Origin of the sequence: Streptomyces anandii JCM 4720 (genome assembly GCF_014650655.1) — a bacterium.
Lineage (GTDB): Bacteria > Actinomycetota > Actinomycetes > Streptomycetales > Streptomycetaceae > Streptomyces > Streptomyces anandii.
Map to the genome: position 1 here is coordinate 36,886 of NZ_BMVJ01000005.1, position 12,135 is coordinate 49,020.

At 74.2% G+C, this 12,135-nt stretch carries 10 protein-coding genes and 2 pseudogenes; 7 read left to right on the top strand and 5 right to left on the bottom strand.

The window, feature by feature from the left end; all coding sequences use genetic code 11:
• On the top strand, positions 1–1,300 hold a 1,300-nt coding region (locus IE249_RS11000; protein ID WP_229858108.1), incomplete at its 5' end, for an FAD-dependent monooxygenase.
• Between the two features lie 42 nt (positions 1,301–1,342).
• Here IE249_RS11000 and IE249_RS11005 read toward each other — a convergent pair.
• The 3 genes from IE249_RS11005 to folE all read right to left on the bottom strand — a co-directional run bounded on the left by IE249_RS11005 (position 1,343) and on the right by folE (position 5,213).
• A complete protein-coding gene (locus IE249_RS11005) occupies positions 1,343–2,734 on the bottom strand; it encodes an NRAMP family divalent metal transporter (protein WP_229858111.1) in 1,392 nt (463 codons plus the stop codon).
• Positions 2,731–4,098, bottom strand: coding sequence for a magnesium transporter MgtE N-terminal domain-containing protein (locus IE249_RS11010; RefSeq protein ID WP_189704609.1), 1,368 nt, complete (start codon positions 4,096–4,098; stop codon positions 2,731–2,733). The genes IE249_RS11005 and IE249_RS11010 overlap by 4 nt, the downstream gene beginning before the upstream one ends.
• 428 nt (positions 4,099–4,526) lie before the next feature.
• On the bottom strand, positions 4,527–5,213 hold the full coding sequence (folE, locus tag IE249_RS11015) for a GTP cyclohydrolase I FolE (RefSeq protein WP_189704610.1): 687 nt from the start codon (positions 5,211–5,213) through the stop codon (positions 4,527–4,529).
• Positions 5,214–5,285: 72 nt separating this feature from the next.
• Here folE and IE249_RS11020 point away from each other — a divergent pair, with 72 nt between their 5' ends.
• The 3 genes from IE249_RS11020 to IE249_RS11030 all read left to right on the top strand — a co-directional run bounded on the left by IE249_RS11020 (position 5,286) and on the right by IE249_RS11030 (position 8,740).
• A complete protein-coding gene (locus IE249_RS11020; protein ID WP_373304368.1) occupies positions 5,286–6,143 on the top strand; it encodes a helix-turn-helix transcriptional regulator in 858 nt (285 codons plus the stop codon).
• A gap of 126 nt (positions 6,144–6,269) precedes the next feature.
• Positions 6,270–7,508 (top strand): CaiB/BaiF CoA transferase family protein, encoded by a 1,239-nt coding sequence (locus IE249_RS11025; RefSeq protein ID WP_189704611.1) that lies wholly within the window; start codon positions 6,270–6,272, stop codon positions 7,506–7,508.
• 41 nt (positions 7,509–7,549) lie between these two features.
• Positions 7,550–8,740, top strand: a complete 1,191-nt coding sequence (locus IE249_RS11030) for an acyl-CoA dehydrogenase family protein (protein ID WP_189704612.1) — start codon at positions 7,550–7,552, stop codon at positions 8,738–8,740.
• Positions 8,741–8,805: 65 nt separating this feature from the next.
• On the opposite strand, the gene IE249_RS11035 is transcribed toward IE249_RS11030, so the two are convergent.
• Complete coding sequence (locus IE249_RS11035) at positions 8,806–9,726, bottom strand: LysR substrate-binding domain-containing protein (RefSeq protein ID WP_189704613.1); 921 nt, start codon at positions 9,724–9,726, stop codon at positions 8,806–8,808.
• 282 nt (positions 9,727–10,008) lie between these two features.
• On the opposite strand from IE249_RS11035, the gene IE249_RS11040 reads away from it, so the two are divergent.
• The 3 genes and pseudogenes from IE249_RS11040 to IE249_RS11050 all read left to right on the top strand — a co-directional run.
• Positions 10,009–10,419: a hypothetical protein gene (locus IE249_RS11040; protein ID WP_189704614.1), complete on the top strand. Its 411-nt coding sequence runs from the start codon at positions 10,009–10,011 to the stop codon at positions 10,417–10,419.
• Positions 10,420–10,523: 104 nt separating this feature from the next.
• Complete coding sequence (locus IE249_RS11045; RefSeq protein ID WP_189704615.1) at positions 10,524–11,609, top strand: YncE family protein; 1,086 nt, start codon at positions 10,524–10,526, stop codon at positions 11,607–11,609.
• A gap of 12 nt (positions 11,610–11,621) precedes the next feature.
• Positions 11,622–11,921, top strand: a pseudogene (locus IE249_RS11050) (TlpA family protein disulfide reductase); the annotation flags it as partial.
• A gap of 51 nt (positions 11,922–11,972) precedes the next feature.
• Here the strand turns inward: IE249_RS11050 and IE249_RS40260 are convergent.
• Positions 11,973–12,135 (bottom strand): annotated as a pseudogene (locus IE249_RS40260) (DMT family transporter); the annotation flags it as partial.

Genomic DNA, 12,135 nt, shown 5'->3' on the forward strand with positions numbered 1-12,135 from the left:
GGCCATCGAGCGCGGGACGGAACTGGTGTCGTTCACGCAGGACGCGGACGGGGTCACCAGCCGGCTGCGCACCGCCGAGGGCGAGGAGCGCGAGCTGCGCGCGGAGTTCCTCGTCGGCTGCGACGGCGCGCACAGCGTCGTACGCAAGGGGCTGGGGCTGCCGTTCGAGGGCGGGGCGTTCCCCGAGGAGTACATGCTGGCGGACGTGGAGCTGGACTGGGACCTGCCCGCCGGGCACGCGGTGCGCGCGATGCACCTGGGCGACGACGGCGCCGTGGACGACCTGCTCGTCTGCATCCCGCTGCCCGGCCGGTCCCGGTACCGCATCTCCACCCGGGTGCCGCCCGAGCTGTCCACCACCGGCGGGACGCCAACGGCCGGACCGGCTCAACCGGCCGGACCGGCGGAAGGGGCAGCGCAGATCCGGCACGGGCCGGAAGCGGACCGTGCACCGCGTATGGAGCACATCGAGGCCGCGCTGAAGCGTCTCGCGCCCGGCCCGGCCGTCGCCTCGACCATGCGGTGGTCGTCGGTGTTCCGCATCAGCCACCGCATCGCGGGCCGCTACGGCGAGGGCCGGGTGTTCCTCGCCGGCGACGCGGCGCACATCCATCCGCCGACCGGCGCGCAGGGCATGAACACCGGCATCCAGGACGCCTACAACCTCGCCTGGAAGCTCGCCCTCACCGTCGAGGGGCTGGCCCAGCCGCGGCTGCTGGACAGCTACGACACCGAACGCCGTCCGGTGGGGGAGGAGGTCGTGGGACGCACGGTGCGCCACGCGGCGCGGGGCGTGCAGGCGGACCCCGACGACGGCGCCACGGTGCTGCTGCGGGAGGCGCAACTGCTGATCTCCTACCGGGACAGCCCCGTCGTGGAAGCCGCGCCCGACGGGCCCGGGCCCGCCCCCGGGGACCGCGCCCCCGACTGCACCGGACTGCGCGACCCGATCGCCACCCACCCGCTGCGCCTGTACGACCTGCTGCGCGAGCGCGACCACGTCCTGCTGCTGTACGCCTCGACCACGCAGGAGGCCGAGGGCTTCGACGAACTGGCCGACACCGCGCGGAACGTGGCCCGCGGGGCGCTGACCTGCTACGCCCTGCTGGCCCCGGACGCCGACGCCTCCGGTGTGCTCACGCCCGTCCTCCACGACGGCGAGGGCGAGTTCCGCCGCCAGTACGCCCTCGACGGATCCACCGCCCTGCTGGTGCGCCCGGACGGCCACCTCGCCGCGCGGATCTCACCGGCCGGCCATCTCCGGGTACTGGCCGCCCTCTCGCGGGTCTTCTTCACCTGACGGTCCATCAAGCACGCCGGAGAGTGGGGAAGTCGAGCGGAGTCAGCCGTGCCCGAACCAGCCCAGCAAGGTCTGCACGAGCAGAATCGTGGACATGGCCGCCACGCCGACGACCACGACGGTCGCCGCCACCCGCCGGCGCGGCCCGTTGGCGGCATCGCCCAGCAGGGAACGGCGGTTGGTGAGGACCAGCAGGTAGACCAGCACGACCGGACTGATTAGACCCTGCAACACCTGTGTGCCGATGAGCAGTTGGATGACGTCGACCGGCGTCATCGCCACCGCCGCGCCCAGCACGATCTGCGCGGTGAACAGCCCCAGGAAGAGCGGCGCGTCGCGGAACCTGCGGGAGACGGAGCGCTCCACACCGGCGGCCTCGCCCACCGCGTAGCTCGCCGACAGCGGCACCACGGCGCCGGCCAGGGCGGAGGCGCCGAGCAGGCCGAGGGCGAAGAGCAGCTCGGCGTCCTTGCCCGCGACCGGTTCGAGGGCCTGCGCGGCCTGCGCGGCCGAGTCGAGCGGGCCGGTGCCGCCGATGGCGGAGGCGGTGGCGATGATGATGGTCAGGCTGATCACGCACGCGAACACGGCGCCGAGGACGGCGTCGGCGCGGATGAGGGGATAGTCGGCGGGCCGCGCGCCGCGGTCGACGACGCCCGCGGCGGCGTAGAACTGCATGTACGGGCTGACCGTGGTGCCGATCAGGGCGACCGCGAGCAGTATGAAGTCCTTGCCGGGCTCCATGTGCGGCACGATCAGGTGGTGGCCGACGGCACCCCAGTCGGGGTGGCCGAGGATCATCGCGACGGGGTAGGCGAAGAACGCCAGCGACATGATCAGGAAGATGCGCTCGGCCCAGTGGTACGAGCCGAACAGCACCAGTGCCCACAGCAGCGCCGCGGCCGGCGGGATGACCGCCCACTTGGGCACGCCGAGCAGTTCGAAGGCCGCGCCGATGCCGGCGAACTCGCTGACCACCAGGCCGGTGTTGGCCAGCAGCAGGCAGAAGACGGCGAGCGCGGTCAGGCGCAGGCTGAACTGCTCGCGGATCAGCGCGCCGAGTCCCTTGCCGGTGTGGGCGCCGAGCCGCACCGCCATCTCCTGCACCATCACCAGGGCGACGGTGACCAGCACCATGAAGAACAGGGTGCCGTAGGTGAATTGGGAGCCGGCCGAGGCGTAGGTGGCGATGCCGGCCGCGTCGTTTCCCGCGTTCGCCGCGACGAGGCCGGGGCCGGCGATCGCCGCGACCATGGTGATGCGCCGCCAGCCCCGGCGGCGGACGGGTGAGTGGCTCCCGGGCGCGGGCGCGGATGCGGATGCGGGTGTGGACGCGGGCGCGGATGCGGGTGTGGACGCGGGCGCGGGCGCGGGGCCGGTGCTTCCGGTGCCGTCTGCCGTGCCGGCCCCGGTGGAGTCGAGGTCGTGGGTCACTGCAGGAACCTCCGGAAGTGCAGGCGCCCGCGCTCGGGCAGCAGGGCGTCGAGCAGGTCGTCGGCCAGGATGCGTCCGATGGGGCGGTCGGAGTCGTCGACCACCAGCACCGAGGAGGCGCGGGCGGCGACCAGCCGGTCGGCGGCCTCGGCGAGCGGGGTGCCGGCGTGCACGGTGACGGGCGGCCCGAACTGGGCCAGCCAGCCCTCGAGATCGGCCACCGTCGCCGAGTCCTCGGCCACCGCCAGGTCGAACAGCGCCATGTCGCACAGCAGCCTGCCGTCCTCGTCCACGACGGCGACCGCGTCGATCTCCGTGCGGTGACCGGGCTGTTCGGCCAGCCGGCCGCGCACCTGGGCGACCGTCTCGCCCCGGCGGGCGGTCACCAGCAGCGTGGTCATGGCGCCGCCCGCGGTGCCCTCCGGGTGCGCGAGCAGCCGCCGCAGCTCCGCGGCCTCACCGGCCGGCATACGCGTCAGCAGGGCCTCGCGTTCCTCCGCGGTGAGGTCGCGCAGCGCGTCGGTGGCCTCGTCCGGCTCCATCGCGTCGACCAGGCGGGCGGCGTACTCCGGCTGTGCCTCGCGCAGCAGGTTCTCCAGCTCGGCCGGCTCCATCTCCTCCAGCGCGTCGGCGGCCTGCTCCGGCTCCAGCCAGTCCAGCAGCTGCTGGCGCTCGGCGCGGCCGAGGTCCTCGAGGATGTCGGCCAGGTCGGCCGGGCGCAGCCGGTGCAGCGCCGCCCGGGAGGCGCGCAGCCGTACCTCGGGCGGGCCCTCGGTGGCCTGCTCGGCGAAGGGCGCCACCGCCTGCCAGTCCAGTACCCGCTCGGGGGTGGGCCGTGCCTGCCAGCGGCGCGGGCCGAGCCGGCGCAGCAGGGTGGGCAGCGACACGTCCACGCCGACCAGTACCACCCGGTCGACCAGCGGCGCCAGGTACAGGTCCGCGGCCCGGGTGACCTGGACGCCGTCCACGTCGACGAGCTGGTGGTCGAGGACGTCCTTGGCCAGCAGGGCCTCGCCGGGCCGGCGGGCGAAGTCGCGCAGGTCGACGCGGGCGGTGCGCAGCCGGACGTGCCCGGCCCGCACCTTGCCGATCGCGTCGGCGGAGAGGAAGGCCCGTCGCCGGCCGATCCGCAGGATCAGCCCGGTGACCGGCGGGTACGGATCCTGCCCGTACAGCCGGGCGACGACGTCGGCGACGCGGCCGACCTCCTCGCCGGCCTGGTTGGTGACCGGCCCGCCGATCAGCCCGGCCAGCGAGACGAGCGAGGCGCGCACCGCCCTGGAAGCGGTGGCGCGGCGCTCCAGGTGGACCCGGCGGTCGCGCAGACGGGCCGTGGTGGACATGAGCAGAGTGTGGGCAGCCATGGTGAACACCCCCTTGCCCCTAGGTGACGGGGCACCGGGCGGCCCACGGCGGCACTCCGCCTCCCTGCACGCGAATGCTCAGAGCGCGGCGCACGCGCGCACACGCGGACGCACCGGCCGGGTGGCCCAGGGCCCCGGGCCGGGCGGGTCAGGAGGGAAGGAGCTGCCCCGGGCCGCGGAAGGACGGCGCGGACAACTTGAGGGAGGGGCGACTGTGGCCCGGACTACTGTCCATTCCCGCCTCCTCCCGTCTCCGGCCGCCGCCGGCGGTCACCGCCGTACCGCGGCTGTGCCGCAGCTGTGCCTGCGGTCAAACGCTCACAGAATACGTTGCCGCCGAACGCCTCTCCCATTCCATGACCAGCCCTTGACCACGTGCAGACGTGCCGTTCGCCTGCCCGCCCCCGATGCTGTCGGCCCGCCCGTCCTCAGCGCGGCAGGCCGGTCAGGGACAGGAACTCGGCGCGTGAGCGGGCGTCGCAGCGCAGCGTGCCCAGCAGGGTGGAGGTGAGGGTGCGGGCGCCCTCCGCGCGGACGCCGCGCAGGGTCATGCAGGTGTGCTCGGCCTCGATGACGACGCCGACGCCCTTGGGCTCCAGGTGTGTCTGCAGCCAGTCGGCGACCTGCTTGGTCAGCCGCTCCTGCACCTGGGGACGGCAGGCGAAGTGCTCCACCACACGCGCCAGTTTGGACAGGCCGAGGATGCGCCCGCCGGGCAGGTAGCCGACGTGGGCCGTGCCGACGAACGGCAGCAGATGGTGTTCGCACACGGAGCGCAGCGGGATGCCGCGGGCCAGCACCAGCTCGTCGTAGCCCTCCTCGTTGGGGAAGGTGGTCAGGTCGAAGGGGCGCGGGCTGAACAGCTCGGCGTAGGCGCGCGCCATCCGGCCGGGCGTGCCGCGCAGGCTCTCGGACTCGGTGCCGATGCCGAGGGCCCGCAGGAACTGGCCGGCGGCCAGCTCGGCGGCCGCCAGGTCGACGCCGTCGGTGTCGTGGACGACACGCAGCGCGGGCGCGGGCACGGGCGCGGGGAACACCGGGGGTCCGGCATCGTCCGGGGCGGTGGCCGGGCGGGGCGGGGCGGACTGCGCGGTCGCGGTGGACGTCTGGTTCATGTCGGCTGCCTCCGATTCTTCTTTTCACCAATAAGTCTTGGCGTTATTCGGTCCGCAGGTCAAGTCCGCCTGATGAACACTGAGGCCCTGACCGGCTTCACCCACTCGTATGCGCGTTATCGTGAAGGGGTGGCCCCCGACATGAACCAGTCCCCGCCCGCCGGCGACGCCGTGATCGACTCGGTCAGCGTGCTCGGCGAGGAGTCGCGGCGGCGGATGTTCGCCTTCGTCCGCCGGGCCGGCCGGCCCGTCACCCGGGACGAGGCGGCCGCCAGCGTCGGCATCTCGCGCAAGCTCGCCGCCTTCCACCTCGACAAACTCGTCGACGCCGGTCTGCTGCGCAGCCACTACGAGGCTCCCGGCGGCACCCGCAGGGTCGGGCGCCGCCCGAAGGTCTACGAGCCCACCGACGCCCAGATCAGCCTCAGCATCCCCGACCGGCGCCACGAACTCCTGGCCGGTCTGCTCCTGGAGGCGGTCCTCACCGAGGGCGCCGACGAGCACGCCGCGGAGGCGGCGCTGCGTGTCGCGGAGCGGCACGGCCGCGAGACGGGGGAGGCGGAGCGGACGCGGTCGCGTCCGGGGCGCCTGGGCGCCGAACGCGGACTGACCGTGTGCGAGCGCGTGCTCGACGAGCAGGGCTACGAACCCGTCCGGGAGTCCTCCACCGAACTCCGGCTGCGCAACTGCCCCTTCCACCCGCTGGCCGCCAGGGCCCCCGGCCTGGTCTGCGGGATGAACCACGCCTTCCTCGCCGGGTTCCTCGAAGGCCTCCGGGTCACCGGCATCCAGGCGGTCCTCGCGCCCCGCCCCGGCGAGTGTTGCGTCCGGTTCACCCCCGACGGCACCGAACCGGGCGACCCGCGGGCCACGGAGCCGGACGACCCGCGGGCCACGGAGCCGCAACCGCCGGAGCCCACCGAACCCTGAGAGACCCGAACGTTTTCCGCGCACAAACGTGCGCCGGTACGTCGTTGACCGGCCCTGCCGCGCGGGGCCACGCTGATCACGCTCCGGGGCGGTCCCGGCGGCCGGCGTGAGCACCGGGAGGCGGACGTGGGCAGTGACGGCGGCGAAGCGGGCGGCGGTGCGCTGCGCGGACTTCGGATCGCGGACTTCTCCCGCGTCCTGGCGGGCCCCTACGCGACCATGCTGCTCGCCGACCTCGGCGCCGAGGTGATCAAGGTCGAGCGGCCCGGGACCGGCGACGAGACCCGGCAGTGGCGGCCGCCGGCCGACGAGGAGGGAACGTCCACCTACTTCCTGGGCGTCAACCGCAACAAGCGCTCCGTGACCCTCGACCTCGCGAGCGAGGCGGACCGGGAGCGGGCGCGGACCCTGATCGCCGGGTCCGACGTGCTGGTGGAGAACTTCCGGCCCGGCACGATGGAGCGCCTCGGCCTGGGCCACGCCGGGCTGCGGGCCCGGCACCCGCGGCTCGTCCACTGCTCGATCAGCGGCTTCGGCACCGGCGGCGGGGCCGCCCTGCCCGGGTACGACCTGCTGGTCCAGGCCGTCGGCGGGCTGATGAGCGTGACCGGGGAGCCCGGCGGAGAGCCGGTCAAGACGGGGGTGGCCCTCGTCGACGTGATCACCGGCCTGCACGCCGCGCTGGGCATCATGGCGGCCCTGCGCCACCGGGACGCGACCGGCGAGGGACAGCTCGTCGAGGTGAGCCTGCTCGGCTCGCTGCTCTCGGCCATGGTCAATCAGGCCTCGGGGTACGCGGTCGCGGGTGTCGTGCCCGGACGGATGGGCAACGCCCACCCGAGCATCGCTCCGTACGAGACCTTCCCCACCGCCGACCGCCCGCTCGCCCTCGCGGTGGGCAACGACACGCAGTTCGCGGCCCTGGCCGCGGCCCTCGGGGTGCCGCGTCTCGCCGCCGACGACCGGTTCCGCACCAACCCGGGCCGGGTCGCCCACCGCGCCGAGCTGGCCGGGCTGCTCGGCGAGCGGCTGCGCACCGCGGGGGCCGACCACTGGAGCGGCGTACTGCTCGCGGCGGGTGTGCCGGCGGGCCCGGTCAACACGCTCGACGAGGCCTTCGCCTTCGCGCACCGCCTCGGGCTCCCGGGCATCGTCACCGTCCCGGATCCGAGCGAAGCCGAAGTCGAAGCCCGGACCGGACCGGGACCCAGAGCCGTGCGGAAGTCCTCGCGCCAGGTCGCCCACCCCATCGCGCTGAGCGCCTCGCCCGCGCGGTACCGGCTCCCGCCGCCCGCCCTCGGCGAGCACACGGAGGAGATCCTCGGCCGCCCGGATTCTGACGACCACAGCGACCAAACCCCTTGAGCCGCAAGGCAGTTGCCGCAGTACGCACAGGAAGAGACCTCATGTCCGCACCACCCTCCGCCTCCGCGCCCGCGAAGGCTCCCGCCCTGGACCTCGAAGCCGAGCACCTGTTCACCGCCGAGGAGCTGAACTGGCGGGACCGCGTGCGGGAGTTCACCGCCCGGCACATCACCCCCGTCGCCGACGCGGACTTCGAGGACCGGCACTTCCGCGGCGAACTGATCCGGGGCCTCGGCGAGTTGGGCGTCCTCGGCATGCACATCGAGGGATACGGCTGTGCCGGCGCCGGCGCGGTGAGCCACGGCCTGGCCTGCATGGAGCTGGAGGCGGGGGACACCGCCTGGCGGACGTTCGTCTCCGTCCAGGGGTCGCTGGCCATGTCGGCGATCGCCAAGTGGGGCTCGCCGGAGCAGAAGGAGCGGTGGCTGCCGGACATGGCGTCCGGGCGGACGGTGGGCTGCTTCGCACTGACCGAACCCGAGGGCGGCAGCGACCCGGCGGCCATGCGGACGTTCGCGCGGCGCGACGGCGGCGACTGGGTGATCAACGGGGCCAAGCGCTGGATCGGACTGGGCAGCGTGGCCGACGTGGCCGTGGTGTGGGCCGCCACCGAGGAGGGCGTGCGCGGATTCCTGGTCCCCACCGGCACGCCCGGTTTCACGGCCCGCGACATCACCAACAAGCTGTCCCTGCGCGCCTCCGTCCAGTGCGATGTGGTCCTCGACGACTGCCGCGTGCCCGCCGACGCCGTCCTGCCCCTGGTGACCGGCCTGCGCGGACCCTTCAGCTGCCTGAACGAGGCGCGGTACGGCATCGTCTGGGGCGTCCTCGGCCCCGCCCGTGAGTGCCTGCGGGCGGCCGTCGAACGTTCCCGGGACCGGCGCGTCTTCGGCAGGCCGCTGGCCGCCTTCCAGCTCACCCAGCAGAAGATCGCGGACATGGCGGTCGAGTACCAGAAGGCCCTGCTGCTGGCCCTGCACATCGGGCGGCTGAAGGACGCCGGCGGGCTCACCCCCGCGCAGATCAGCGTGGGCAAGCTCAACAACGTGCGCGAGTCGCTCGAGATCGCCAGGACCGTACGGACCGTGCTCGGCGGCGACGGTGTCACCAGCGACTTCCCGGTGATGCGGCACATGGCCAACCTGGAGTCCGTACGCACCTACGAAGGCACCGACGAGGTGCACGCCCTGGTGATCGGCCAGACCCTGACCGGCCACCGCGCCTTCGCCTGACAGCGCGCCTTCGCCTGACACCGGGCCTTCGCCTGACAGCGGACCCTCCGCCGACGACGGCCGGTTCAGCCGGTCGTGACCCGTTCCGCCGTCTCCTCCGCCGCGCGGCGCAGGCGGCGGATCACGGCGCGTACCGCCGGGGAGGTCTCGTCCCGCCGGTAGGCGCCCACCAGCCGGGTGGTGGGCCGCACGTCGGCGAGCGGCCGGCAGGTCACCCCAGGTATCCGCGCGCGCCGCAGCGACTCCGGCACCAGGGCCACCGCCAGGCCGCCGCCCACCAGTGTGAGCGCCGCGATGAAGTCCCGTACGGGCGGAGCGCACCGCGGGCTGAAGCCGCCCCGCCCGGCCACCTCCTGGATGTGCTCGCGGCAGCCGTACTCCTCGTCGAAGTGCGGCGCGACGAACCGCTCGTGCCGCAGCCCGGCCGCGGGCACCGCGTCGAGGGCCGCGAGCGGCGAGCGGTCCGGGACGGCCAGCACCACGTCCTCCGTGAGCAGCGTGGTGGCCGTCACGCCCGCCGGGTACCGCGGCCGTGAGCGCAGGAAGCCCACGTCGATGTCCCCGCAGGACAGCGCCTCCAGCTGAGCCGGCGTCTCCAGCTCGCGCACCTGCACCGTGAGGCCGCCGTCCGGCTCGCCGGTGCACCGGCCCAGCACGTCGGTCAGCACGCCCGAGAAGGCCGCCGAGGCCACGTACGCGAGCTCCGCGTGCCCCAGTTCCCCGCGGCCCGCGCGCCGGCCGACGGCCTGGGCGCGGGCGGCCTGCGCCAGGGTGAGCCGGGCCTCCTCGAGGAACAGCCGTCCGGCGTTCGTCAGCGCCGGGCGGGTGCGCCGGCCGCGGTCGATCAGGCGCACGCCCAGGTGTGACTCCAGCGCCCGGATCTGGGCGCTGAGCGCGGACGGCGCGAGGTGCAGACGGTCCGCCGCCCGCCCGAAGTGCAGTTCCTCCGCCACGGTGACGAACGACTCCAGCCAGCGCAGTTCCACCGGGTCCTCCGTCCTGGGTCGGGTCGGGTCGGTTCGGTTCGGCCGAACCGGGTGGGGTCGGGCCGGGTCAGGGACCGAGTGCAGGAAATCATCCCGCGCCCGGCCCGCGCGCCCCGGGGTGGGGGAATGGGCCGGAGCGCCCGGAGTTCGCCCATGGTTCACGCCTATGGGTGAATCCGTGAATGGATGTCCAGCCGCTTGCCGGCCGATGCGGTGTCCTGGGACGCGAACGCCCTGACGGACCGGACGTGACGGACACCGACAGAGGGGGGAGCGGGGCCCATGCGTGTCTTCGTTCTGTGCGCGTGGCTGCTGACCGCGGCGCTGGGCGGCTACCTCGGCACCGTGTGGATCCGCCACGGCGGGCTGCGGCAGCACACACCCGGTGTGACGCGGCTGCCGCTGTGGCTGGTCGTCGGGCATGTCGCCCTCGCGGTGGCGGGGCTGCTGGCCTGGACGGTGTACCTCCTGGGCGGGCTCAGGAGCTCGGCCTGGGCGGCGTGCGCGGTGGTGCTGGTGGTGGCCGCGTTCGGGTTCATGATGCTGCTGCGCTGGCTGCCCAGCTCCGGACGGCACTCCCAGGCCGGGGGCACCGCCGAGCGTCACTTCCCGCTCACCGCCGTGGTCGCCCACGGCACGAGCGCCGGGGCCACCGTGCTGCTGGTGGTGCTCGTGGTCCTGCGCCGGGCCTGAACGAAGACGTGCCATGGGAACGAAGATGTGCCATTGAGGCGAAAGGCGGTACGCGCGGCGGACCCTCCGTTTAGGAGGACCGCCATCCGCGCACCCCCTATGGCATGGACCACCATGATCCCGCGGCGCAGGGTCCGGCCTGCTCGGCCGGCCTCGCCCACCGTGTGCGGGCCCACTGCCCCGTGGGCAAGGGACCCGAGGCCGTGGTCGTCGACGCTCCGCGGCGGCGGGCCTTCGTCGCCTGCTCCCGCAGCGATGCCGTGGTGGCGCTGGACCTCGACACGGCCCGCCCGGTGTGGCAGGCGGCCGTGGGACGCGAACCGATCCCGCTGATCCTCGACCGGCCCACCGGCCGGCTGTTCTCGGCGGACGCCCGCTCCGACACGGTGACCGTGCTCGACTCCGCCACCGGCGCCCGGCTCGCCCAGGTCCCGGTCGGCTGCTATCCCGCGGGGCTCGGCCACCATCCGGGGCTGCGCAGGGTGTTCTCGGGCAACACCGCCGACGGCACGATCACCGCCGTGGACGCCGACCGGCTGGAGGTGGTCGGCACGGTGCCCGCCGAGCTCGGCGCGGGCAGCATCGCCGTGGACACCGGGCGCGACCGCGGCTGGTGCGCCAACTTCATGACCGGCTCGGTGACCTCCTTCGACGCCGCCACGCTGCGGCCGCTCGGACGCACCGCCGTACGCGAGGGTCCCTGCAAGGCGGTCGTGGACCCCGGGCGCGGAGACCTGTACGTGGCAAGTTCGCTGCACGGCACGGTCAGCCGGATCTGCCTGGACACCGGCGACCTGCTCGGGGAACTCCCGGTGGAGCGGGCGCCGGTCGGCATGTGCGTGGACGAGGGGCGCGGGCTGCTCTACGTGTGCAACCGGGGCGCCGGCACCGTCAGCGTCCTGGACACCGCGACCGCCCGCGAGACCCACCGCATCGTGGTGGGCAACGCCCCCGGCGACTGCGCCCTGGACCCCGTCTCGGACACCCTGCTGGTGTCCAACGCGGGCAGCGGCACGGTGACCTTCGTGCACCGCCCCTGGCTGCCCGGCCCGCCACCGCCCACCAGTCACCCCCTGGTGGGCCGGCGGCTGCCCGGCTTCGCGCTGCCCGACCTGCGCGAGGGCAGGATCCGTACCTCCCGGGAGTGGGCTGAGAAGAAGTACGTGATCAACTTCTTCGCGAGCTGGTGAGGCCCCTGCAACGCGGAGGCGCCGGTTCTGGAGGAACTGCGCCGCCGTACGGCCCGGTCCGGGCTGGACGTGATCATGATCAACGTATGGGAGAACACCGACCCGCGGGACGAGGCCGCCAACTTCGTCGCCGTGTGGGACATCGGCGCCACCGTGCTCCTCGACGGCACCGGCGAGTACGCCGCCCTGCTGGGCATTCGCGGCGTACCGACCAACGTGCTGGTCGACGAGCACGGCGTGGTGCGCCTGGTCGGCGGTACGACCCCCGACGAGCTGGACGCGGCGGTCGAGGAGCTGCTGGACGGCGACTGAGCAGGAACCCGGGGCCGCCGTCACGGCCACGGGGCCCCTGGCCCCGCCGCGTCACGGCCGCTGCGGGGCCGGTTCCCGGTGGTCGGGGCCTGGCCCGCCGCGCTCGTCGGGGGCGGTGTCCCACGCCCCGCTGACGGTCGGCGCACTCGCCAGGCCGATGCTGCCCGCGCCGATCAGCGCCACGCCCAGCACCTCCGGCAGCACCCGTACGCCG